The following is a 24199-nucleotide window of genomic DNA, read 5'->3' as shown; positions in this document are numbered from 1 at the left end:
AAAAATATTAAAAACAAGGTGATTTTACCGCTGTTTTTAAATTTTTATAGTTTTTAATTTTGGCTAATTTTATTTTAATAGAGTTAAATTCTAATTTACTCTTTTTTATAAACAATGGTGCTAAAATCCCCGCCGCTCACCATATAAAAAACTAGTAGAAAAAAAGACCGCACTTTTTATTTCGTGATAAATTTTAAGGAGAAAGGGAACGAAAGTGCGGGGTAAAAAATAACGCAAAATCACACCGCACTTTGAGTGGTTTCACTTTCACACAGTGTTCAGCTTGATACAGCCTTGTATAAAAACGAAAGGATTTTGCGATTAAACAATGAACTTATTTTTCTAATAATGCCGCTACATCAGGCATTACTCCACGCCATAAATGAAAGGCGTGAGCCGCTTGCCCCACGAGCATTCCGAAACCATCGCTATAATGTGGCACGCCATTTTGTTTAGCGAGGGCGATAAATGGCGTATCTGCCCCTTTGCTGTATTGCATATCGTACGCCGCTCCCGCTTGTTGCCAAATGGCCGGATCAATCGCCACGGTTTTGCCTTGCAAGCCTAATGAAGTGGCGTTAATAATTAGGTCAAATTTTTGCACGGGAATGGCATCGAGGGTACAGCCTTGAATGTTGCCATAGGGGTGAAATTTTTCCGCTAATTCAGTGGCTTTGCTTAGGGTGCGATTGGCGACGGTGATCCGTTGCTGAGCCTGTAATAAAGGCAAAAGTACGCCTTTTGTTGCCCCGCCAGCGCCTAAAATCAGCACAGATTGTTGCGGTTTGAGCCAGCCTAAACGCTGTAAATCGCTCACCAGCCCTGCGCCGTCCGTATTATCCGCATAAAGCGTACCATCGGGGCATTTTTTCAGCGTATTACAAGCGCCAGCCAGCAAGCAACGTTCGCTGTGTTGACCGGCAAGACTAAAGGCGCGCTCTTTAAATGGCGCAGTGATGTTGCAGCCTTTCGCCCCTTCAGCAAAAAAGGCAAGCAGTTGCTGTTCAAATTGTTGCTCATCACCAAGCATCGCTACATAGTCTAAATTTTGCTGGGTTTGCTGAGCGAAAACACGATGAATTTGTGGGGATTTGCTTTGTGCAATGGGGTTGCCCCAAACCGCATATTTATCCATAAAAAATCCTTATTAACCTTGACGGAAAAGCTGTTGTGTAAAAAGATCCCGTATTTCAGAGGGATTATTCGCTCCACCCACCGCCATTTCTAACACGGGGAAGTCTTGCCCAAACTGAGCTTTCACCTCGCAAGCGGTACGACAAGGGGGCAAGCCGGTTAAATTCGCACTGGTTGAAGTGAGCGGAAAGCCTGCTTGCTCACATAATATTTTTACCGCAGGGTGATCGGAAATCCGCACCGCAATGGTGGGAAATTGCCCCTTGAGAAAATCGGGGGTATGACGATGAGCTGGCACAACCCAAGTGGTGGGGCGATCATAACGTGCCGTGAGCCGCTGCCAATGGGTTTCGCTAAATTCCCGTTCATCAATAAAAGGCAATAGAAAATCCAAGCTCGGAGCGATTAAAATCAATCCCTTGTGCATCGGGCGTTGCTTTAAATCGAGCAATTTTCGCACCGCACTTTCACTCTGCGGATTACAGCCCAAACCAAACACCGCTTCAGTGGGATAGGCGATGACCTCATTTTGCTTTAATCGCTCAATCACTTGAGTCAAATTTTGTGCGTTATTCATTTTCGGTTTCAAATTGATGATGACAAGCCTTGTTGGCACATAACCAAGTACGATGCAAAGTGCGGTCGGTTTTTTCTTCTTTTTTTAATGTGCTGATTGGGTAAGCACATTTGGGGCAAGATACGGCATAGGGCTGGCTGGCAAGGGTAAATTTGCATTTCGGAAATTGATCGCAGCCGTAAAACACCTTGCCTTGTCTCCCACGGCGAGGCACTAATTTGCCCTTTCCACAGTCGGGGCAAGGCAAATGTTCCTGCTCTGACTCAAGTTCTTCGTGTACGATGTAATCGCAATCGGGATAATGGCTACAACCGATGAACATTCCATATTGCCCCTGTTTTAATTGCAAAAAATGCCCGCATTGAGGGCAAGCTTGCTCAAGGGTTTTCAGCACTTTGGTTTCGCTGTGCGGATGCAAGGGTTTGATGAAATCGCATTGCGGATAAGCCGTGCAGCCTAAAAATAAGCCTTTTTTCCCTTTTTTAATTTGCAACGCCGCCCCACATTGCGGGCAATGTTCGGTGTGTTTGCTGGCTTGAAAGAGGCTTTTGTTCATTTTCCCATTCCTATTATGACAAAATGGTTACGCCCATTTGACGCAACAAGGTCGCAGTTTCAAAAATTGGCAGCCCCATAATGCCCGTAAAACTGCCTTCAATGTGCGAAATGAAAATCCCGCCCAGCCCCTGAATGCCATAAGCCCCCGCTTTATCCATTGGTTCGCCCGTAGCGATATAGGCTTGAATTTCTTGTAATGTCAATGGCTTAAAGGTTACATCGCTTGATTGAACCATCACCGCTTGATGTTCCTCACGGCTGACGCAAACGGCGGTGAGCACTTGGTGTGTGCGAGCGGATAATTGCTCTAACATTTGCTGAGCGTGCAAGGCGGTTTGTGGTTTGCCGAGAATCTGTTGATCGCACACCACAATGGTATCTGCGGAAAGAATCGGCAAGTGCGGTAGAAAATTCGGCTGATTTTGCAGTGCCTGACGAGCGGCGTGGTTTTTCTCACAAGCCATTCGAGCGACATAATCCGCAGGTAGCTCATCGATTTTCGGCGTTTCATCAATATCAGCATTAAAGGTGGCAACGCATAGCCCCAACTGCTGTAAAAGTTGCAAACGGCGTGGGCTTTGCGAGGCGAGATAAAGTTGTGGGTTTGACATAATTACCGCGTTAAAAAATGCTAAAATAAGGCTATACTTTATTATAGTTTGCTAGAAATTTCATCTGAAAAATCCACCGCACTTTTATTTAACCAAAAGTGCGGTGTGAATTTTCAGCATTATTTCATCACTCGCATTTTAGGAAAAAGAATGATCGAATTAACCCAATCTCAATGGCTTTATGTGGCGATTTTTTTGTTGATTGTTTGCCTTGTGCTGTTTTTTGTTAGTGCAAAACATCAGCGTGATAAACAAGAATTAGCACAGGATTTGAATAAAAACATCAATGATTTCAATCAGCTACTCGAAAAATATGAAACCCTCTCACAGCTTAAAAATCAGCTTGAACAAGATAAAGTGAAAGCGGAAACCAACGCGGAGGGGTTGCAGGTTCGGCTTGGGGAGCGTGATGAAAAAATCACCTATTTGCAACAAGAATTGGACGAAGAGCAGGCGCGCCATAATGATGCTGCCTCGCAAGTTTCCACAATGAAAGAGCGTTTTGGCATTGCCACCGCCCAAGTGCATAGCTTGCAAACCCAGCTCAACCGCAACCGCGAAGAACTCAGCCAAAAACAGCAAGAATGTGTAAATTTAAGCGAAAAATCCACCGCACTTTTACAGCAACTCACGGAGCTAAAAACCAGCTTGAGCGAGAAAGAAAAGCATTTTGCTCAGCAACAAGAAGATTTTATTAAAACCAAACAACAACTTAGCGTGGAATTTCAAAATTTAGCCAATCGCATTTTAGAGGAAAAAAGCCAGCGTTTCGAGCAAACCAATCAAGCCAGCCTCGATGCGTTATTGAAGCCGTTCCGTGAGCAAATTGAGGGCTTCCAAAAACGGGTGAACGATATTCATTCGGAATCTTTAAAAGGGAATGCCAATTTAGAAGCGGAAATTAAAAAAGTCCTCGAAATCGGGCTGAATATGTCGCAAGAAGCGAATAATCTTACCTCTGCCTTAAAAGGGGAAAAGAAAACTCTCGGCAACTGGGGGGAAATTCAGCTTGAGCGTGCATTGCAATTAGCAGGCTTGGTGGAAAACGATCATTACAAGGCACAAGAGCATTTCCGCAATGCGGAGGGCAAAGCCAACTACCCTGATTTTGTGGTGTATTTGCCCGATAATAAACATTTGATTATCGATAGCAAAATGTCTTTAGTTGCCTATGAAAATGCGGTGAGCGCCGACAATGAGCAAGCCCAGCAACAATTTTTGCGTGAGCATCATAAGGCGATTAAAAATCATATTGATGATTTATCCCGCAAGGATTACAGCAATTTAATTGGCGTACATAGCCCGAATTTTGTCTTGATGTTTATCGCCGTTGAGCCTGCCTATATTGAAGCAATGAAACAAGATGGCAATCTGTTCAATTATGCCTATGAAAAAAACGTGATTTTGGTTTCCTACACCACCTTAATGCCGATTTTACGCACCGTGGCGAATTTATGGCGAATTGAACGAGGCAACGCTGAAGCTCGTGAAATCAGCGGAAAAGCGGGGGAGATTTATAATCAAATGTGCCTCGTGGCAGAGCGTCTAGCCAAACTGGGCAACAGCCTCGCCACCGTGAGCGGACATTACAACCACACGGTTACCGCCTTTGCAGGACAACAAGGCTTGGCAGGAAAAATTGAACGATTTAAAGATTTTTCTGCCAAAGCTAATAAAGTAATGCCGCAAGTGGAATTACTGCATAACGATTTAGATCTGGCAAAACTCAGTGCCATTTCTGAAACACAACTTCATTCACAACGCGATGAATAAAATCATTGCTATTTAAAGGAAAAGCGGGTAATTTCACCGCCCGCGATAACATTATTTGAATAGGGAACCTATGCAACAACAGCCGTTAAATAATAAAGTAAAATACAAAACCCCAGCGATCTTTAGCCAAATTATTTTCGCCAGCCGTTGGTTACAACTGCCGATTTATCTGGGCTTAATCGTCGTGCAGGGGATCTACGCCTACAAATTTATGAAATCCCTTTGGGAGCTGATTTCCAATTTACAGGAATTAGATTCCAACGCCATTATGCTTTCTGTGCTGAATTTGATTGATGTAGTTATGATTGCGAATTTATTGGTAATGGTGATCGTTGGCGGTTACGAAATTTTCGTTTCCAAACTCCACACCGAGGGCCACCCAGACGAACCCGAATGGCTCAGCCACGTGAATGCCTCCGTGCTGAAAGTGAAGCTCTCAATGTCGATCATCAGCATCTCTTCCATTCATATGCTACAAACTTTTGTCAATGCCGCCAATATGCCCGAAGCCACAATGAAATGGCAACTTTTGCTCCATCTTGGCTTCCTCGTGTCTGCCATTGCAATGGCTTATACGGATAAAATTTTGTACAGCACAAGTCACAAAAATCATTAATATTATTAGGATCTGTTTACAATAAACTTAAATATCGTAATAGGCTTGAAGGGATTTCGTGCTGTATTCGTATGGAATGCCTTCAGCGTGATTTACCTGCTGAGTTTAGCTTGTTGAACATGATTTATCTCCGACTCATCCTTTGGTTTAAGAAGATCGTTTGGCAAGCAGCATTTGAACTTGTGACATCGCAGTTATATTCGTTGGGGATATTTATGTTTGGTTAAGCTTTGAACTCAACAAATCAACTAGACCTCGTAATTTATTAGAACCTTTATTTTCAATAATTAATTTAAGCTATCTTATAAAAATTTAAGTTTAAATTATCCTTCAAAAATAAAAATAACCCTTGTCTCTAAAATGCTTCAGTTTATTGCGATTTTTTAGCATAAATCTTGAAAGCCTTCTTGAATAAAGGTATAAATACTATACTGTCTAATATTTGAACTTAGAATTGTTAGTATCTGTTTATATTTACCTTTTTTAGGTATATTTTTTGTTCTGATTTACGATCTACGTCGCAAAAATACGAGGGCAAAAATATCTATTTTAGTTTATTTTATATAGTACAAATTTACATGCTTTCAAATAGAATCATTGTTGTTTTATATCACTAATCGGAGGTGTAATGATGAATATTGCTGATAAAGTAACTTTTGAGATTCAAAATGAACTTAGAGAACTTATTGGAGAAGTTTCAGCGAAAGGTGTATTCAATGGGTATGGTATTTTTCATAAAAAATTAATGTTTGGATTATACCAAGATAATCATTTTTATTTGAGAGGTGTTGGTAAACTTGCTATATATCTGGAGGAACAAGGAGCCATATCTTATATGGAACATACTGATACCCCAGCTATTTATGGAGATAACTACTATCTTCTGACTGAAAAAATTAGACAGAATAAAAAATTATATAAATCTCTTGTTTTATGGTCGATTGAACAAGTCGAGTCTGAACAGAAGAAAAAGGCTCTATCTAAGGAGGGGAGTATTAAAAATCTTATTAACTTATCTATTAAACATGAGCGATTACTCCACAAGATTGATGTTGATTCAGTTGAAACTTTTTTTGAGGTTGGACCAGCTCATTGTTATATAGAGCTTCGCAAGAGAGGATTCTCTGTAAATTTGGCTTTTTTTTGGAGTTTGACAGCAGCATATCTAAATAAGCATTTTACCTTATTGACACAAGAAGAAAAAGATAACGCTTTAGAGTTGCTTAATGATTTATTGGCTAATGAGGGAATGAGGCAGATAAATTTAATAAAGGATTAATATTACTAATAAAAAGATAGCAAATTGAACTAGGGGTGTTTGATTTTTGTGCAGTTGATAAAAAAAGACTTGCATCGATTTTAAAAATCCCTATAATACGCCGCACACAACGACGCGACGTTGTAAACAGTTTGAAAGTACACCTCGCGTCGTTGTTTTTTGCTCTTTAACAATCAATCAGACAATCTGTGTGGGCACTTGTTGATTCTGGAAAAAATTTAAAAGATTTAGAACAATTAGTGCTTAACTGAAATTCATAGTGATTTTATAAATGAAATCACAGAGCTTTGTTAGTGTACGAATTGAGAAGGATTAAACTGAAGAGTTTGATCATGGCTCAGATTGAACGCTGGCGGCAGGCTTAACACATGCAAGTCGAACGGTAACGGGTTGAAAGCTTGCTTTCAATGCTGACGAGTGGCGGACGGGTGAGTAATGCTTGGGAATCTGGCTTATGGAGGGGGATAACCATTGGAAACGATGGCTAATACCGCGTATTATCGGGAGATGAAAGGGGGCGAAAGCACCTGCCATAAGATGAGCCCAAGTGGGATTAGGTAGTTGGTGAGGTAAAGGCTCACCAAGCCTGCGATCTCTAGCTGGTCTGAGAGGATGGCCAGCCACACTGGGACTGAGACACGGCCCAGACTCCTACGGGAGGCAGCAGTGGGGAATATTGCGCAATGGGGGGAACCCTGACGCAGCCATGCCGCGTGAATGAAGAAGGCCTTCGGGTTGTAAAGTTCTTTCGGTGGTGAGGAAGGTTGTGATGTGAATAGCATCATGATTTGACGTTAGCCACAGAAGAAGCACCGGCTAACTCCGTGCCAGCAGCCGCGGTAATACGGAGGGTGCGAGCGTTAATCGGAATAACTGGGCGTAAAGGGCACGCAGGCGGTAAATTAAGTGAGATGTGAAATCCCCGAGCTTAACTTGGGAATTGCATTTCAGACTGGTTTACTAGAGTACTTTAGGGAGGGGTAGAATTCCACGTGTAGCGGTGAAATGCGTAGAGATGTGGAGGAATACCGAAGGCGAAGGCAGCCCCTTGGGAAGCTACTGACGCTCATGTGCGAAAGCGTGGGGAGCAAACAGGATTAGATACCCTGGTAGTCCACGCTGTAAACGCTGTCGATTTGGGGATTGGGCTTTAAGCTTGGTGCCCGTAGCTAACGTGATAAATCGACCGCCTGGGGAGTACGGCCGCAAGGTTAAAACTCAAATGAATTGACGGGGGCCCGCACAAGCGGTGGAGCATGTGGTTTAATTCGATGCAACGCGAAGAACCTTACCTACTCTTGACATCCTAAGAAGAACTCAGAGATGAGTTTGTGCCTTCGGGAACTTAGAGACAGGTGCTGCATGGCTGTCGTCAGCTCGTGTTGTGAAATGTTGGGTTAAGTCCCGCAACGAGCGCAACCCTTATCCTTTGTTGCCAGCACTTCGGGTGGGAACTCAAAGGAGACTGCCAGTGATAAACTGGAGGAAGGTGGGGATGACGTCAAGTCATCATGGCCCTTACGAGTAGGGCTACACACGTGCTACAATGGTGCATACAGAGGGAAGCGAGCCTGCGAGGGGGAGCGAATCTCAGAAAGTGCATCTAAGTCCGGATTGGAGTCTGCAACTCGACTCCATGAAGTCGGAATCGCTAGTAATCGCGAATCAGAATGTCGCGGTGAATACGTTCCCGGGCCTTGTACACACCGCCCGTCACACCATGGGAGTGGGTTGTACCAGAAGTAGATAGCTTAACCTTCGGGAGGGCGTTTACCACGGTATGATTCATGACTGGGGTGAAGTCGTAACAAGGTAACCGTAGGGGAACCTGCGGTTGGATCACCTCCTTACCTAATAGAATAGATGAGTGCTCACACAGATTGTCGTGATGGTTGTTAGACAATAAGAAGCGAATGAAAAAAGACGGTAAAAACTGACCGCACTTTTGATAAATCCTTATGGGTCTGTAGCTCAGGTGGTTAGAGCGCACCCCTGATAAGGGTGAGGTCGGTGGTTCAAGTCCACTCAGACCCACCACTCGAGCGAGTGACATAGGGATTAATGATTGGGGATATAGCTCAGCTGGGAGAGCGCCTGCCTTGCACGCAGGAGGTCAGCGGTTCGATCCCGCTTATCTCCACCAAATCATACCATTTAATAAAATCATTGCTAAGTATTCTCATATTACGTAACCGAGTAAGAGAGAATATTTACCAATGATAATGAAAATTATCGAATTTGCTCTTTAACAATAGAAAAACAAGCTGAAAACTGAAGAGACTTTCAAGCTAATGAGGGAGTGGTGATAGTGATAGAGCCATTTTCTTATTAAATTGAAGAAGTCTGAGTAAAAGACTTACTTGAACAAAAGCAAGTAAGCGTTCTCAACGAGAGAACAACTTCGGGGAAAAATCCTTGAGGTTGTATAGTTAAGTGAGAAAGCGTACAGGGCGGATGCCTTGGCAATCAGAGGCGAAGAAGGACGTGCTAATCTGCGAAAAGCGTGGGTGAGTTGATAAGAAGCGTTTAACCCACGATGTCCGAATGGGGAAACCCGATAGGCGAAGAGCCTATCATTGCGAGGTGAATAAAATAGCCTCGTAAGGCGAACCGGGAGAACTGAAACATCTAAGTACCCCGAGGAAAAGAAATCAACCGAGATTCTGTGAGTAGCGGCGAGCGAAAGCGGAGGAGCCAGTAAGTAATAGCAGCAGAGATAGAGGAATTGTCTGGGAAGGCAAGCGACACAGGGTGATAGCCCCGTACTTAAAATCCAGGCTGTGGTACTAAGCTTACGAGAAGTAGGGCGGGACACGAGGAATCCTGTCTGAAGATGGGGGGACCATCCTCCAAGGCTAAATACTCCTGATTGACCGATAGTGAACCAGTACTGTGAAGGAAAGGCGAAAAGAACCCCGGTGAGGGGAGTGAAATAGAACCTGAAACCCTGTACGTACAAGCAGTGGGAGCCCGCAAGGGTGACTGCGTACCTTTTGTATAATGGGTCAGCGACTTATATTTTGTAGCGAGGTTAACTGAATAAGGGAGCCGAAGGGAAACCGAGTCTTAACTGGGCGAAGAGTTGCAAGGTATAGACCCGAAACCCGGTGATCTAGCCATGGGCAGGTTGAAGGTTGGGTAACACTAACTGGAGGACCGAACCGACTAATGTTGAAAAATTAGCGGATGACCTGTGGCTGGGGGTGAAAGGCCAATCAAACCGGGAGATAGCTGGTTCTCCCCGAAATCTATTTAGGTAGAGCCTTGTGTGAATACCTTTGGGGGTAGAGCACTGTTTCGGCTAGGGGCCCATCCCGGGTTACCAAACCGATGCAAACTCCGAATACCAAAGAGTAATGCACAGGAGACACACGGCGGGTGCTAACGTCCGTCGTGGAGAGGGAAACAACCCAGACCGCCAGCTAAGGTCCCAAAATCTATATTAAGTGGGAAACGAAGTGGGAAGGCTTAGACAGCTAGGATGTTGGCTTAGAAGCAGCCACCATTTAAAGAAAGCGTAATAGCTCACTAGTCGAGTCGGCCTGCGCGGAAGATGTAACGGGGCTAAAATATAGTACCGAAGCTGCGGCATCAATCGAAGGATTGTTGGGTAGGGGAGCGTTGTGTAAGCGGAAGAAGGTGGTTCGAGAGGATTGCTGGACGTATCACAAGTGCGAATGCTGACATAAGTAACGATAAAACGGGTGAAAAACCCGTTCGCCGGAAGACCAAGGGTTCCTGTCCAACGTTAATCGGGGCAGGGTGAGTCGGCCCCTAAGGCGAGGCTGAAAAGCGTAGTCGATGGGAAACGGGTTAATATTCCCGTACTTGGTAAAGCTGCGATGTGGGGACGGAGAAGGTTAGGTTATCGACCTGTTGGAGATGGTCGTTTAAGTTGGTAGGTGGGTGAGTTAGGCAAATCCGGCTCACCGTTAACACTGAGAGATGATGACGAGGCACTAAGGTGCTGAAGTAACTGATACCACACTTCCAGGAAAAGCCACTAAGCTTCAGGCTTTACTAAACCGTACTGAAAACCGACACAGGTGGTCAGGTAGAGAATACTCAGGCGCTTGAGAGAACTCGGGTGAAGGAACTAGGCAAAATAGCACCGTAACTTCGGGAGAAGGTGTGCCGGCGTAGATTGTAGTGACTTGCTCACGAAGGTTGAACCGGTCGAAGATACCAGCTGGCTGCAACTGTTTATTAAAAACACAGCACTCTGCAAACACGAAAGTGGACGTATAGGGTGTGATGCCTGCCCGGTGCTGGAAGGTTAATTGATGGTGTAATCGAAAGAGAAGCTCCTGATCGAAGCCCCAGTAAACGGCGGCCGTAACTATAACGGTCCTAAGGTAGCGAAATTCCTTGTCGGGTAAGTTCCGACCTGCACGAATGGCATAATGATGGCCAGGCTGTCTCCACCCGAGACTCAGTGAAATTGAAATCGCCGTGAAGATGCGGTGTACCCGCGGCTAGACGGAAAGACCCCGTGAACCTTTACTATAGCTTGACACTGAACCTTGAATTTTGATGTGTAGGATAGGTGGGAGACTATGAAGCGGTAACGCCAGTTATCGTGGAGTCGTTGTTGAAATACCACCCTTTAACGTTTGATGTTCTAACGAAGTGCCTGAAACGGGTACTCGGACAGTGTCTGGTGGGTAGTTTGACTGGGGCGGTCTCCTCCCAAAGTGTAACGGAGGAGCACGAAGGTTTGCTAATGACGGTCGGACATCGTCAGGTTAGTGCAATGGTATAAGCAAGCTTAACTGCGAGACAGACAAGTCGAGCAGGTGCGAAAGCAGGTCATAGTGATCCGGTGGTTCTGAATGGAAGGGCCATCGCTCAACGGATAAAAGGTACTCCGGGGATAACAGGCTGATACCGCCCAAGAGTTCATATCGACGGCGGTGTTTGGCACCTCGATGTCGGCTCATCACATCCTGGGGCTGAAGTAGGTCCCAAGGGTATGGCTGTTCGCCATTTAAAGTGGTACGCGAGCTGGGTTTAGAACGTCGTGAGACAGTTCGGTCCCTATCTGCCGTGGGCGTTGGAGAATTGAGAGGGGCTGCTCCTAGTACGAGAGGACCGGAGTGGACGCATCACTGGTGTACCAGTTGTCTCGCCAGAGGCATTGCTGGGTAGCTAAATGCGGAAGAGATAAGTGCTGAAAGCATCTAAGCACGAAACTTGCCTTGAGATGAGTTCTCCCAGTCTATAAGACTGTAAGGGTTGTTGGAGACTACGACGTAGATAGGCTGGGTGTGTAAGCGGTGTGAGCCGTTGAGCTAACCAGTACTAATTGCCCGAGAGGCTTAACTATACAACGCTCAAGGGTTTTGGCTTGTTTTTGTTAAAGAAGTGAAGAACGAATAGAAAAGAGAAAGAAATTAAAAGAAATTAAAGGATATAAAGAATTATCTTGGCGGCGAAAGTGCAGTGGACCCACCTAATCCATGCCGAACTTAGAAGTGAAACGCTGTAACGCCGATGGTAGTGTGGGAATTTCCCATGTGAGAGTAGGACACCGCCAGGTTTTGAATGAAAGAAGAACGCCATTGAGGGAACTCAATGGCGTTTTTTGTTGTTTCTTATGTTTATATTTTCTTGTATTTTTGGGCTTACTGGATATTGCATTTTATCTTTTAAATGGGTGTATGGGATTTACCTCAGTTGATTTTGAGAAAGTTCCAGTAGCTATAAATATCATTTAGATGAGTATTATAAGATGTACTTATATCAGGAAAAATCTGACAAAATTACACCGCACTTTGGTTTGGTAAGTTTAATCACTTTTTTAGAAGAAAATACGGCTTGAGGGTTAGTTTTATCTTGCATTCATTGCATTTTTTAAACACCTTATTAGGTATTTATCAATCTAAATGTAGACCTTAAGGGTGTTTTCATTTTTCCTTCATTACTAATTCTATGGGGCTCTATATCATATGTGTTTTTCCTATAGCTTAAAAAATGTAATCATTTCAAAATGACTCTTCTGGTCATTGAGTTAAATTGCTCTTTGCTGTAAACTAATGTCCCGTCTTACTATTTAGAATTATCAATTTTTCATCTCAACAATTAGGTTCTATTATGGCTACCAATTATATTTTTGTAACGGGCGGTGTGGTTTCTTCTCTTGGTAAAGGGATCGCGGCAGCCTCTTTAGCGGCAATTCTTGAAGCACGTGGTTTGAATGTAACCATTATGAAGCTTGATCCTTATATCAATGTCGATCCTGGTACAATGAGTCCAACCCAACATGGTGAAGTGTTTGTTACTCAAGACGGGGCGGAAACAGATTTGGACTTAGGGCATTATGAGCGTTTTATCCGTACCAAAATGACCAAACGCAACAATTTCACCACTGGAAAAATTTATTCAGAAGTGTTACGCAAAGAGCGTCGTGGTGATTATCTTGGTGCAACCATTCAAGTGATTCCGCATATCACCAATGAAATTAAAGCCCGCGTAATTGACGGAGCAGCGGGACACGATGTGGCTATCGTTGAAGTGGGCGGTACTGTGGGCGATATTGAATCATTGCCGTTCTTAGAAGCGTTACGCCAGTTAGCTGTTGATGTTGGGCGTGAGCGAACCATTTTTATGCATTTGACCCTTGTGCCTTATATTCCGACTGCGGGCGAGGTGAAAACTAAGCCAACTCAGCATTCAGTGAAAGAGTTGTTGTCTATCGGTATTCAGCCTGATGTGTTGATTTGTCGTTCAGATCGTATGATACCACCAAATGAGCGAAGCAAAATTGCACTGTTCTGTAATGTGCCAGAGCGTGCGGTAATTTCTTTAAAAGATGTGAATTCTATTTATCAAATTCCAGCCTTATTGAAATCCCAAGGCTTAGATGAATTTATTTGTCAGCGTTTTCGTTTAGATTGCCCAGAAGCTGATTTAAGCGAATGGGAACAAGTGCTTTATCAACAAGCTAACCCAACAGGCGAAGTTACTATTGGTATGGTAGGGAAATATACAGAATTGCCTGATGCTTATAAATCGGTTAATGAAGCATTGAAACACGGCGGGTTAAAAAATCGTTTGAATGTAAATATTAAATATATCGATTCTGAAGATGTAGAAAGTAAAGGCACGGAGGTGTTAGCTGGATTAGATGGAATTTTAGTGCCAGGAGGCTTTGGATATCGTGGTGTAGAGGGTAAAATTCGTACAGCACAATATGCCCGTGAGAACAATATTCCTTACTTAGGGATTTGTTTGGGAATGCAGGTGGCATTAATTGAATATGCACGTCATAAAGCGGGATTAACGGAAGCTAACTCCACGGAATTTGATAAAGACTGTAAACAACCTGTGGTAGGTTTAATTACTGAATGGCAAGATGCTGAAGGCAAGATTGAAACCCGTAATGATAAGTCTGATCTGGGTGGTACAATGCGTTTAGGATCTCAACAATGCTACCTTGCTGAGGGTAGTCTTGCACGCGAATTATATGGTGCAGAAACTATTGAGGAACGTCATCGCCATCGCTATGAAGTGAACAATATATTATTACCACAAATCGAAAAAGCGGGATTAAAAGTCACAGGCTTATCGGCGGATAAAAAATTAGTGGAAATTATTGAAGTGCCAAATCATCCTTGGTTTGTAGCTTGTCAGTTCCACCCTGAGTTTACCTCAACACCGCGTGATGGGCATCCGTTATTTGCTGGGTTTATCAAGGCAGCAAAAGACTACCAGCAAGGATAATGTTCCTAGTTAGCATTATTGCTAAATAATGTGGAACATTATATTTTGGTAAGGTCTGTAGCTTAATTCTTGTATTATAAGGATTAAGCTACATTCTCTATGCCTAATAAATAGCTTGGTTTATTCGCTAAATTCTGTACATTCAGAATTCTTTATTTGTAAGTTTGAGCTAGAGAATATGGGACTAAACCAATTATTTAATTTAGTAGAGAGACGATCGATACCTTGTTTTTTTAATGCTGAGAAAGCTTCAACCTGAATATCTCCTTGGAAAGGCAATATGGCTTCTCGTACTATTTTTACCTGTTTATTTGTAGTATTTTGGCTCAGTTTATCTGCTTTCGTGAGAAGTAATAATACAGGTAAATTGGCAGAAACTGCCCATTCAATCATTTTCTGATCTAAATCTTTCAGTGGATGGCGAATATCCATCAAAATCACTACGCCTGCAAGGCATTCTCGTTTTTGTAGGTATTCTCCAAGTGCTTTTTGCCATTGAATTTTCATTTGTTCAGGTACAGCGGCATAGCCGTAACCTGGTAAATCAACTAATTTACAGAGAGGCTCAATTTCAAATACATTAATTAATTGTGTTCTTCCTGGAGTTTTAGATGTACGAGCTAAGTTTTTTTGATTAGTTAACGCATTTAGAGCGGTAGATTTTCCAGCATTAGAGCGTCCAACAAATGCAATTTCTATACCACTGTCTTCAGGAAGCATTTTTATATTAGGGGCACTAGTGAGAAAATGTGCTTTATGGTAGTTTAATTTGAAATTATTCATTTTTTATTTTTCAGTAGTTTAATATTATGCGTAGCATACCTTATAAAAGTCAAAGTAACGATTGAAAAATAGCGTATAAAGTAAAAAAAGTTATTCTTTTTTCCAAAAATAACGAAATTCTTTTGGTGTCTGCTTTTGTTCTTTCTTAAATACGGAATAAAAATATTGTAGGGAAGGGTAACCACAAACATCTGCAATTTCTTGAATTGAAATATCTGAGTATTTTAAAAGTGAAATTGCTCGTGCCATTTTTTGCTGATGAATGACCTGATGAATCGTTTTATTCATTTCTGCTTTAAAGCGTAATTCTAAATTGCTGCGTGAGATTCTTAAATGATCTAGTACTTGTTCTACTTTAATACCTTGGCAGGCTCGTTGGCGAATATAGTGCATAGCTTGCATTACTAATGGATCGCTAAGGGAAAGATAATCTGTCGAGCTTCGAGCCTCAACTTTTAAAGGTGGAATTAATATGGCTTTATTATTAAGGGTAATGCCATTTAATTGGCGATGTAATAATTTTGCGGCCTGATAACCAATTTGTTTCGTGCCTTGGGCTACAGATGAAAGAGAAATGCGAGAAAGATATTGGATAAGTTCTTCATTATCAATGCCAATAACACAATATTGTTCAGGAACTGCAATTTTGGCTGTTTCACAGGCTTGTAGTAGATGTCTTGCTCTTGCGTCTGTTACCGCAATGAGGCCTGTATGCTGTGGTAAGGATTGAATCCATTGAATTAGATTAGTTTGAGCCTGACGCCAATTTTGAGAATTTGTTTGTTCACCTTGATAAATATGTATTGGGTAAGCATATTTATTCATTAAATCAACAAAAGCATTTTGTCGTTCTATAGACCAATGTTTTTGGCGATTTTCTGTCGGTAATCCATAAAAAGCAAAGTGATTTAACCCTTTTTGTTTAAGATGTAAAAAGGCGGTTTCAATTAAAGCGTAATTATCTGTGGCTACATAGGGAAAATGTGGATAAAAATCAGGATTTTGGTAGGAACCTCCAACGGCAATAATTGGCACATCAATATTTTCAAGTAGTTCCGCTGTTTCAGGATCATCAAAATCAGCAATAATGCCATCAATAGAAAGACTTTGGATAGTTTTTTTATGGTACACAAAATCATCTTCCATAAAAATATCCCAAGTACATTGCGAGGCTTGTAGATATTGTCTAACACCTTCTACAACTTGACGATCATAAACTTTATTTGCATTAAAAAGCAAAGCAATGCGGTAAAACTTTCCTATGTTTTGCATATTATTCGTTCCTGTCGCTCAAACCACATTAATAGCATAACGGAATTTAGAAAAATTTAAACCTTGTTTCTGTTAAAGTGCGGTGTAAATTTTTTGAATTTTTATACCGCACTTAATGTTTATCTAGTTAAAATCCTTTTAATCGCTGATAAAGTTGATGATAGCGTTCTCGTTTTTGTTGGTATTGTTCGTAGATTTGAGCGTTTGGTGTATAAACTTCTTCCAATGGTAGATTACGACAATAGGTGGAAATCTCTTCTTTCGGGTTTAATGCAATTTGTGCTAATTTTGCCGCACCTAATGCAGGGCCAACATCACCACCTGTGCGGTATTCAAGTGTTCTGCCTGTAATATCCGCTAATAATTGTCGCCAGTAAGCACTTTTTGTGCCACCACCAATGAGGCTTATACTTTCGGCCGTTGCCCCTGTTTCGTGTAATACATCAATCCCATCAGCAAGTGCAAAACTTACCCCTTCAAGTACCGCTTTAGCTAGTGTAATATTGCTGTCATTATGGCTTAGCCCCCAGAATACACCTGTGGCATAAGGATCATTATGTGGGGTTCGTTCTCCAGAGAGATAAGGTAAAAACAGGGCTTGAGATGATGTTGTACAATGTGCCATTTGTTGAAATAACTGGTTAATATCGTTGTTCCCTATAATATTTTTTACCCAGTCTATTGCAGAGGCAGCACTTAAAATGACAGACATTAAATGCCAGCGTTCAGGTAAGGCGTGGCAGAAACTATGCACGGCTTTTTGTGGATTGGCAGTGAACCTATTGGTTACGACAAAATAGACGCCAGAAGTGCCTAAGGATAGCATTGCTTGCCCTGCTTGATATAGACCAATACCAATACCAATAGCACCAGCGGCATTATCCCCGCCACCTGCGACAATAGGAACAGAATTCATTCTCCATTGTTGTGCTATTTCTTGACGTAAATAGCCTGTGATTTGATTGCCTTCAAATAATTTCGGCATTTTATCCAGCTCTAAGCCTGTTGCCTCAAGTATTGTGTTATCCCACTGCCGTTTTTCCACATCAAGCCACATTGTGCCAGAAGCGTCTGACATATCAGAAGCGTATTCACCCGTCATCTTTAGACGTAAATAATCTTTAGGTAATAACACTTTATGAATTTGATTGAAGAGATGAGGTTCATTTCTTTGCACCCATTTTAATTTAGGGGCGGTGAAGCCTGGCATCATTAAATTGCCCGTAATTTGACGAGATTGGGGAACAAGTGCTTCTAATTCTGTGCATTCAGTTGCACTACGACCATCATTCCATAAAATAGCAGGGCGTAAGATGTGATCTGCTTTATCTAGTAAGGTTGCACCGTGCATTTGCCCAGTTAAACCAACAGCTTTGACCGATTTTAAATCGTGGTGTTGTGATAATTCAAGCATCGCGTGATGAGTGGCATTCCACCAATCTTCAGGATCTTGTTCTGACCACAGGTTTTGCGGACGAGAAATAGATAATTCCTTATGGCTAGTAGCAAGGATATGTTGCTCTTCATCAAGTAATACCACTTTTACACCAGATGTGCCGAGATCGATACCAATATACATAATTTTGCTCCTTATTGTATGAGCAAAGGCTTGTAGATTGTTCTCCAAGCCTTTTTGTTAGAAAAATTAACGGTAGATATAACGGTTAACGAGATTTTCTAAATATTCTTGCTGACCAGATACAGGCTGTGGATTCAGATTTTGTGTTTCCACTAATTGGGCCAAGGCTTCTAATGACGTATTGCCAGATAAAATCGCTTTTCCTAACTGACTGTCCCAGCCAGAATAGCGTTGTTCAACAAGTTTTTGTAGTTGTTGATCTTGAATCATATCGGCAGCACGTCTTAATGATAGAGCGAGAACATCGATTGCCCCAATGTGTCCATAGAATAAGTCGTAAGGATCATTACTTTGACGGCGAATTTTTGCATCAAAATTAAATCCGCCGGTGGTAAATCCGCCATTTTTGAGAATTTCATACATCACGAGCGTATTTTCTTCCACACTGTTTGGGAATTGATCGGTATCCCAACCTGATTGTGGATCTCCTCGGTTTGCATCAATTGAGCCGAAAATGCCTAGGGCGTAAGCAGTTGCAATTTCGTGATGGAACGAATGTCCTGCAAGCGTTGCATGATTTGCTTCAATGTTCACTTTAATTTCATTTTCTAAACCAAATTGTTTTAAAAAGCCATAAACCGTTGCTACGTCATAATCATATTGATGTTTAGTTGGCTCTTGTGGTTTAGGTTCAATCAGTAATGTTCCTTTGAAGCCAATTTTATGTTTATGTTCAACGACCATTTGCATAAAACGACCGATTTGTTCACGTTCACGTTTTAGATCCGTATTCAGCAAGGTTTCATAGCCTTCACGTCCTCCCCATAAAACATAGTTTTCTCCGCCTAATTTTTGTGTTGCATTCATTGCATTGGTAACTTGTGCTGCCGCCCAAGCAAAAATCTCTGGGTTGGGATTGGTTGAAGCACCAGACATATAACGAGGATTGCTAAAGCAATTTGCTGTTCCCCACAAGAGCTTAACGCCTGTTTCTGCTTGTTTTTTCGCTAAAATATCAATAAGTGTATCGAAATTGTAGAGATATTCTTTAAAAGAATTTCCTTCGGGGGCAATATCAACATCGTGAAAACAATAATAAGGAACACCTAATTTTGTAAAAAATTCAAAAGCAATATCCGCTTTTTGTTTAGCACCAGCTAATGGATCGTTATTTTTTTGCCAATGGCGATTAAGTGAACCAACTCCAAACATATCATTACCATTCCAACAGAATGTGTGCCAATAACATACCGCCAAACGTAGGTGTTCTGCCATTGTTTTGCCTAAAATGACCTCATCGGCATTGTAATAACGAAAAGCAAATGGATTGGTGGAATTAACGCCCTCATAGCGAACTTTTGTGATTTTATCAAAATAGTTTGTCATCATCGTTTCTCCTTATGGCATAAAATTTGTAGAAATCATTAACCAAAAAGAAGGGGGGAGCAATTACGTTATTTTATTTACCAATTAAGATTATTGTTTATTGTGTGCTGTATCACAAAAAATAAAAAACGTAATAAAAATATAAAATTTAATAATAGCAAATGTTATTAATCTTTTTTAAATTTATCTTGGTATCTCTGGAGGATATATGGATAAAACACCAATGTTTGATAGATATATTAATCGTTTAGATAATTATTCGGCAAAGTGGAAAAGTGGCTCATCAACTGTGCCAAATTTTATTTCAATGTCTGTCGCAGATATGGATTTACCTGCCCCTGAAAGATTGATTAAACAACTTGAATGTTTTAACCAAACGGGGATTTATGGCTATACTGTATTACCAGAAAATTATTTTGATGTAGTACGAAACTATCTTGAAAGGCACTATAGTTATAAGGTGAAAAATGATGAAATTGTTTTTTGTCCACGAATTATTCAAGCTATTTCAATTTATTTGCGTGAATTTACCCAAATAGGCGAGAAAATCTGTGTATTTACCCCTTCCTATTCGCCAATTATTAATGCTATTACGTTAAATAATCGTCAGTTTCTGCCTTGTCCTTTAGTATATAAAAATAATCATTATGCTATCGATTTTTCTTTGTTAGAAAGTTGTTTTAAGCAAGCTAAATTTTTTATTTTAATTTCTCCGCATAATCCTACTGGGCGAGTTTGGACTAAATTTGAGCTACAAAAAATCGCTCAACTTGCAGAACAATATAGTGTATTTATCATTTCTGATGATGTGCACGCAGATTTTACGTTTTCAGAAACCTCTCATCAAATTATCGCGGGAATAAACAATTATGTAAAAAATCATTCCATTATTTGTACATCACCCGCAAAAACATTCAATATTCCAGGGTTAGAGATCGCTAATATAATAATTCACAATAAAAAAATTAGAGAAAAATTCCACCGCACTTTACAGCAGCTTGGTATTCATAACCCAAATTATTTTTCCATTCCAGCAATAATGATTGCTTATCAATATTGTGATAATTGGATTATTCAACTAAAACATTACATTGTTGCTAATAAACGCTTAGTACAACGTTTTTTTACAGAAGAAATACCCCAGCTAGTTGTTATTCCCTCTGAAGGTACTTATCTATTGTGGATAAATTATCAAAAACTGTTGATCAGTGAAGATCAATTAAAAGAAAAATTAATCAAACTTGCTCAAGTAGAAATGGCGTGGGGATCGGATTTTGGTATTGAAGGAATGGGCTTTTTCCGAATGAATATTGCAATGCCAAGATTTTTATTACAACAAGCATTGATACAAATAAAAAATGCGATAACGAAAGGAGATGCATAATGAACACAGCAAATTTAAAACGCACACCAAGTTTAATAGAAGCACTTTCCTCCATTATTGTTATGTTAGTGCTATTAGGATTAGGTTATGCCTTTTTTGATTTACCGCCTGAACCTTTAATGGTAATTTCCTGTGTTTTTGCTGGTGGATTGGTGAAATATCTTGGTTATAGCTATCAAGACATTTTAGAGGCGATTTCAGCAAAAATTGCGAAAACAATGCCCGCACTTTTGATTTTAATTACTGTAGGATTGCTGATTGGAACTTGGATTGCAGGTGGCACAATCCCAATGATGATTTATTACGGTTTAAAAGTCATCGATCCTAAATTTTTATATATTACCGCATTATTATTAACCTCTATTATTTCAGTCTGTACAGGAACGTCTTGGGGATCAGCAGGAACGGTGGGCGTTGCGTTTATGGGGGTGGCAATTGGGTTAGATGCCAATCTTGCAGCCACAGCAGGAGCTGTTGTGGCAGGTGCTTATTTTGGCGATAAACTTTCACCGCTGTCTGATACCACCAATATTGCGTCAGCTGCAGCAGGGGTGGATTTATATGAACATATTGCTCATTTACTTTATACCACCTTGCCTTCCTTTTTACTTGCGGCAATTATTTATATCTTCTATGGAATGTCAGGGAATTTACACGATGTTGCAACACCAGAAAAAGTAGTCGAAATGATGTCAGGATTAGAACAAATTTATCACTTCAATATCATATTGTTACTTATTCCCGTTGCGATTATTCTTTGGGGATCAATCACCAAAAAGCCAACGATTCCAGTGATGTTGTTGTCTGCATTTATTGCGATTTTGAACGCATTATTTATTCAAAAGTTTGCCTTAGCAGATGTAATAAATAGTGCTGTGAATGGGTTTAATGTTTCAATGATTCCAAATGATATTCAGGTTAGTAGCGATTTAGCTCGCTTACTAAACCGTGGTGGAATGAATTCAATGATGGGAACATTATTAATCTGTTTCTGTGCGCTTTCTTTTGCAGGTATTTTATCGCTTAGTGGAGCATTGGAAGTGATCATAAACCACTTATTGAAATTAGTACGTTCCACCGCCTCACTAATTTTCACAACGATTCTTTGTGGATTGACAATGATCGGGGTAACTTGTAACGGACAAATTTCAATTCTTATCCCAGGTGAAATGTTACGAGATGCTTATATCGAACGTGGATTACATCCAAAAAATTTAAGCCGTACTGCAGAAGATTCGGCGACTATTATTGAACCAATTTTACCTTGGACAGCAGCAGGGGCTTATATGGCTGGCACATTAGGCGTTGCGACGCTATCTTACTTACCTTGGGCAATTTTATGCTGGAGCGGAATAATATTTGCAATGTTTTGGGGAGTAACAGGATTTGGTATCGCCAAATTATCTAGATAAAAACGAAAACTAAGTGCGGTCAAAAAATGGCTGATTTTTCCACCGCACTTATTTTTTAGCCCATTAAAGTTTTTCCACTAACTCCACGGCTGCACCAATATAAGTGGCTGGAGTGAGTTGTTGTAAGCGTTGTTTTTCTTGTGCAGGAATAATGTCTAGCTTTTCGATAAACTCACGCATTGCTTGCTCATCAACCCGTTTGCCACGCGTAAGCTCTTTGAGTTTTTCGTAAGGTTTTTCAATACCATAGCGACGCATTACGGTTTGAATTGGCTCTGCCAGCACTTCCCAGTTCTGGTTAAGCTCATCACGCAAATGTTGCTCGTTCACTTCTAATTTGCTGATCCCTTTTCGTGTCGCAGCATAGGCGATTAAACAATAGCCCAAGCCCACGCCGAGATTGCGTAGCACGGTGGAATCCGTTAAATCACGTTGCCAGCGAGAGATCGGCAATTTCGCCCCGAGATGCCCCATTACCGCATTTGCAATGCCGAGATTTCCCTCTGAGTTTTCAAAGTCAATCGGGTTCACTTTGTGCGGCATTGTGGATGATCCAATTTCGCCCGCGATGGTGCGTTGTTTGAAGTGATTTAATGCGATGTAGCCCCAAAGATCACGGTCAAAATCAATAATAATGGTGTTGAAACGGGCGATATTATCAAACAGCTCCGCGATATAATCGTGTGGCTCAATTTGTGTGGTGTAAGGATTCCATTTGATGCCTAAAGAGGTAACAAATTCTTCGCTGAATTTGTGCCAATCCACGTCAGGATAAGCGGATAAATGGGCGTTGTAGTTCCCCACCGCACCGTTAATTTTTCCAAGAATTTCAATGTGTTGCAGTTGTTCATATTGACGTTTTAGGCGATACACTACATTCGCCATTTCTTTCCCAACCGTGGAAGGGGAAGCGGGCTGACCGTGGGTGCGAGAAAGAAGCGGAATGGCTTTGTATTCTTGTGCAAGGCGTTCAATCTCATCAATTAATTTTTGCCATTCAGGCAAGATCACCTCTTCACGTGCGGTTTTCAACATTAAGGCGTGAGAAAGGTTATTAATGTCCTCCGAAGTGCAAGCGAAATGGATAAACTCGCTCACCGCCGCTAATTCTTCAAGTGCGGTGGTTTTTTCTTTCAAAAAATACTCTACGGCTTTCACATCGTGATTGGTGGTTTTTTCGATTTCTTTAATGCGTTGTGCATCTTCTAGGCTGAAATTTGCCACGATTTGGTTAAGGTAATCGTTTGCTTTTTGCGACAAACAAGGCACTTCCTGAATTTGTGCGGTCGCTGCCAATTTTTGTAGCCAGCGAACTTCGACTGTAACGCGGAATTTGAGCAAGCCAAATTCGCTAAAAATATGACGCAATGCCGTTGTTTTGTCTTGATAACGACCGTCAATAGGGGAAATTGCAGTTAATGCGGTTAATTCCATAAGAAGATGCTCCTAAAGGGTTGAGTAAATTTGTTGTGCCGTTGCAGCAATTTTGCTACGCGAGAAAATAAATTGGTATTTTTTGCCGCCCACTTGTCGCCATAGCACCGCTGAGCGAATGCCAGCCAACAAACAAGCCCGAATACGATGTTGAATGCCTTGTCGCTGTAAATAATCAGGCGAACCGATCACTTGAATACGGTTGCCAAGCGGGCTGACCACGTCCACATAAATGGCTGCTAAATTGCTGATCATCTGCTCATCAAGTAAAGCATAAAAATTCAGTTGCGACGGCAAATACGCAAGGCGTTGAGCGAGCTGGCTTTTTGCCTCAGGGGATTTATTGAGTTTGCCCTCTAAGGCAAGTAAGCTCACCCAATAGCGAGTGAGTTCCGCATCGCTGCCATTTAACTGCTCCATCAAGGTTTCCAGCCCTAATTTCAAATGCTTCGCCTCCCCGCCATAGACAGCAAGGGTATTTTCAGGGGCGGTTTGTAGCAACGTTTGCAAGCTGATTTCAAAGGCTTGCGAATCCGCCTCGCCATTGTGTGCAAATTGTTTCACTAATTTCGCGGCTTGACATACGCCCGCCAAGGCTAGAGTGATTTCGTAATAATCTGCCATCGTAATATTGATCGTGATGTTGAAGGTAAAATGTGATTAAAATGGCGAGCAATAT

16 protein-coding genes, 2 tRNA genes and 3 rRNA genes are annotated in these 24199 nt (G+C 41.5%); 11 read left to right on the top strand and 10 right to left on the bottom strand.

Going from position 1 to position 24199, the window contains the following annotated elements:
• Nucleotides 1–334: 334 nt before the first annotated feature.
• Genes aroE through HBL79_RS10860 form a run of 4 tightly spaced genes read right to left on the bottom strand, consistent with a single transcriptional unit; the run spans nucleotide 335 to nucleotide 2880 of the window.
• Nucleotides 335–1135 carry a shikimate dehydrogenase gene (aroE, locus tag HBL79_RS10875; protein ID WP_046097203.1) on the bottom strand — a complete coding sequence of 267 codons (801 nt, stop codon included), beginning with the start codon at nucleotides 1133–1135 and terminating at the stop codon, nucleotides 335–337.
• A 12-nt stretch (nucleotides 1136–1147) separates the two neighbouring features.
• Nucleotides 1148–1711, bottom strand: a complete 564-nt coding sequence (tsaC, locus tag HBL79_RS10870) for an L-threonylcarbamoyladenylate synthase type 1 TsaC (RefSeq protein ID WP_046097204.1) — start codon at nucleotides 1709–1711, stop codon at nucleotides 1148–1150.
• Nucleotides 1704–2267 (bottom strand): DNA topoisomerase family protein, encoded by a 564-nt coding sequence (locus tag HBL79_RS10865; protein ID WP_046097205.1) that lies wholly within the window; start codon nucleotides 2265–2267, stop codon nucleotides 1704–1706. Before HBL79_RS10865 ends, tsaC begins: the two co-directional genes overlap by 8 nt.
• 13 nt (nucleotides 2268–2280) lie before the next feature.
• Nucleotides 2281–2880 (bottom strand): Maf family protein, encoded by a 600-nt coding sequence (locus HBL79_RS10860; RefSeq protein ID WP_046097206.1) that lies wholly within the window; start codon nucleotides 2878–2880, stop codon nucleotides 2281–2283.
• Nucleotides 2881–3030: 150 nt separating this feature from the next.
• On the opposite strand from HBL79_RS10860, the gene HBL79_RS10855 reads away from it, so the two are divergent.
• From HBL79_RS10855 to pyrG, 9 genes are all read left to right on the top strand, one after another.
• Complete coding sequence (locus HBL79_RS10855) at nucleotides 3031–4653, top strand: DNA recombination protein RmuC (protein ID WP_046097207.1); 1623 nt, start codon at nucleotides 3031–3033, stop codon at nucleotides 4651–4653.
• A 70-nt stretch (nucleotides 4654–4723) separates the two neighbouring features.
• A complete protein-coding gene (locus HBL79_RS10850) occupies nucleotides 4724–5269 on the top strand; it encodes a TIGR00645 family protein (RefSeq protein WP_017806753.1) in 546 nt (181 codons plus the stop codon).
• A 628-nt stretch (nucleotides 5270–5897) separates the two neighbouring features.
• Nucleotides 5898–6548: a TfoX/Sxy family DNA transformation protein gene (locus HBL79_RS10845; protein WP_081637564.1), complete on the top strand. Its 651-nt coding sequence runs from the start codon at nucleotides 5898–5900 to the stop codon at nucleotides 6546–6548.
• Between the two features lie 314 nt (nucleotides 6549–6862).
• Nucleotides 6863–8398: ribosomal RNA gene (locus HBL79_RS10840) — 16S ribosomal RNA — on the top strand.
• Nucleotides 8399–8508: 110 nt separating this feature from the next.
• Nucleotides 8509–8585: transfer RNA gene (locus HBL79_RS10835), tRNA-Ile, on the top strand.
• Between the two features lie 30 nt (nucleotides 8586–8615).
• Nucleotides 8616–8691 (top strand) — tRNA-Ala (locus tag HBL79_RS10830).
• Between the two features lie 284 nt (nucleotides 8692–8975).
• Nucleotides 8976–11874: ribosomal RNA gene (locus HBL79_RS10825) — 23S ribosomal RNA — on the top strand.
• A 98-nt stretch (nucleotides 11875–11972) separates the two neighbouring features.
• Nucleotides 11973–12087 (top strand): 5S ribosomal RNA (gene rrf, locus HBL79_RS10820).
• Together the 16S, 23S and 5S rRNA genes with 2 tRNA genes alongside form the textbook arrangement of a ribosomal RNA operon.
• Nucleotides 12088–12641: 554 nt before the next feature.
• Complete coding sequence (gene pyrG / locus HBL79_RS10815) at nucleotides 12642–14270, top strand: glutamine hydrolyzing CTP synthase (protein WP_035688490.1); 1629 nt, start codon at nucleotides 12642–12644, stop codon at nucleotides 14268–14270.
• Between the two features lie 120 nt (nucleotides 14271–14390).
• Here the strand turns inward: pyrG and yihA are convergent, their stop codons facing one another.
• The 4 genes from yihA to xylA all read right to left on the bottom strand — a co-directional run bounded on the left by yihA (nucleotide 14391) and on the right by xylA (nucleotide 19290).
• Nucleotides 14391–15053: a ribosome biogenesis GTP-binding protein YihA/YsxC gene (gene yihA / locus HBL79_RS10810; protein WP_035688489.1), complete on the bottom strand. Its 663-nt coding sequence runs from the start codon at nucleotides 15051–15053 to the stop codon at nucleotides 14391–14393.
• Nucleotides 15054–15143: 90 nt separating this feature from the next.
• Nucleotides 15144–16325 (bottom strand): XylR family transcriptional regulator, encoded by a 1182-nt coding sequence (locus HBL79_RS10805; RefSeq protein WP_035688488.1) that lies wholly within the window; start codon nucleotides 16323–16325, stop codon nucleotides 15144–15146.
• A 127-nt stretch (nucleotides 16326–16452) separates the two neighbouring features.
• A complete protein-coding gene (gene xylB, locus HBL79_RS10800) occupies nucleotides 16453–17904 on the bottom strand; it encodes a xylulokinase (RefSeq protein WP_046097474.1) in 1452 nt (483 codons plus the stop codon).
• Nucleotides 17905–17970: 66 nt separating this feature from the next.
• Complete coding sequence (gene xylA / locus HBL79_RS10795; RefSeq protein WP_035688493.1) at nucleotides 17971–19290, bottom strand: xylose isomerase; 1320 nt, start codon at nucleotides 19288–19290, stop codon at nucleotides 17971–17973.
• A 208-nt stretch (nucleotides 19291–19498) separates the two neighbouring features.
• On the opposite strand from xylA, the gene HBL79_RS10790 reads away from it, so the two are divergent.
• Together HBL79_RS10790 and nhaC are read left to right on the top strand one after the other, a co-directional pair.
• Nucleotides 19499–20674 carry a MalY/PatB family protein gene (locus HBL79_RS10790; protein WP_035688486.1) on the top strand — a complete coding sequence of 392 codons (1176 nt, stop codon included), beginning with the start codon at nucleotides 19499–19501 and terminating at the stop codon, nucleotides 20672–20674.
• 62 nt (nucleotides 20675–20736) lie between these two features.
• Nucleotides 20737–22086: a Na+/H+ antiporter NhaC gene (gene nhaC / locus HBL79_RS10785; RefSeq protein ID WP_370539170.1), complete on the top strand. Its 1350-nt coding sequence runs from the start codon at nucleotides 20737–20739 to the stop codon at nucleotides 22084–22086.
• Between the two features lie 63 nt (nucleotides 22087–22149).
• On the opposite strand, the gene purB is transcribed toward nhaC, so the two are convergent.
• Together purB and hflD are read right to left on the bottom strand one after the other, a co-directional pair.
• Nucleotides 22150–23520, bottom strand: a complete 1371-nt coding sequence (gene purB, locus HBL79_RS10780) for an adenylosuccinate lyase (protein ID WP_035688484.1) — start codon at nucleotides 23518–23520, stop codon at nucleotides 22150–22152.
• Between the two features lie 12 nt (nucleotides 23521–23532).
• Nucleotides 23533–24144 carry a high frequency lysogenization protein HflD gene (hflD, locus tag HBL79_RS10775; RefSeq protein ID WP_035688483.1) on the bottom strand — a complete coding sequence of 204 codons (612 nt, stop codon included), beginning with the start codon at nucleotides 24142–24144 and terminating at the stop codon, nucleotides 23533–23535.
• Nucleotides 24145–24199 lie beyond the last annotated feature (55 nt).

Origin of the sequence: Avibacterium paragallinarum, assembly GCF_011765605.1 — a bacterium.
Taxonomy (GTDB): domain Bacteria; phylum Pseudomonadota; class Gammaproteobacteria; order Enterobacterales; family Pasteurellaceae; genus Avibacterium; species Avibacterium paragallinarum.
The sequence above is the reverse complement of the archived record's forward strand: the minus strand, read 5'-3'. Positions and strand labels throughout refer to the sequence as shown.

Coding starts and splice junctions, on each gene's coding strand:
- aroE (WP_046097203.1), bottom strand. CDS start 1,135: ATGGATAAATATGCGGTTTGGGGCAACCCCATTGCACAAAGCAAATCC.
- tsaC (WP_046097204.1), bottom strand. CDS start 1,711: ATGAATAACGCACAAAATTTGACTCAAGTGATTGAGCGATTAAAGCAA.
- HBL79_RS10865 (WP_046097205.1), bottom strand. CDS start 2,267: ATGAACAAAAGCCTCTTTCAAGCCAGCAAACACACCGAACATTGCCCG.
- HBL79_RS10860 (WP_046097206.1), bottom strand. CDS start 2,880: ATGTCAAACCCACAACTTTATCTCGCCTCGCAAAGCCCACGCCGTTTG.
- HBL79_RS10855 (WP_046097207.1), top strand. CDS start 3,031: ATGATCGAATTAACCCAATCTCAATGGCTTTATGTGGCGATTTTTTTG.
- HBL79_RS10850 (WP_017806753.1), top strand. CDS start 4,724: ATGCAACAACAGCCGTTAAATAATAAAGTAAAATACAAAACCCCAGCG.
- HBL79_RS10845 (WP_081637564.1), top strand. CDS start 5,898: ATGATGAATATTGCTGATAAAGTAACTTTTGAGATTCAAAATGAACTT.
- pyrG (WP_035688490.1), top strand. CDS start 12,642: ATGGCTACCAATTATATTTTTGTAACGGGCGGTGTGGTTTCTTCTCTT.
- yihA (WP_035688489.1), bottom strand. CDS start 15,053: ATGAATAATTTCAAATTAAACTACCATAAAGCACATTTTCTCACTAGT.
- HBL79_RS10805 (WP_035688488.1), bottom strand. CDS start 16,325: ATGCAAAACATAGGAAAGTTTTACCGCATTGCTTTGCTTTTTAATGCA.
- xylB (WP_046097474.1), bottom strand. CDS start 17,904: ATGTATATTGGTATCGATCTCGGCACATCTGGTGTAAAAGTGGTATTA.
- xylA (WP_035688493.1), bottom strand. CDS start 19,290: ATGACAAACTATTTTGATAAAATCACAAAAGTTCGCTATGAGGGCGTT.
- HBL79_RS10790 (WP_035688486.1), top strand. CDS start 19,499: ATGGATAAAACACCAATGTTTGATAGATATATTAATCGTTTAGATAAT.
- nhaC (WP_370539170.1), top strand. CDS start 20,737: ATGTTAGTGCTATTAGGATTAGGTTATGCCTTTTTTGATTTACCGCCT.
- purB (WP_035688484.1), bottom strand. CDS start 23,520: ATGGAATTAACCGCATTAACTGCAATTTCCCCTATTGACGGTCGTTAT.
- hflD (WP_035688483.1), bottom strand. CDS start 24,144: ATGGCAGATTATTACGAAATCACTCTAGCCTTGGCGGGCGTATGTCAA.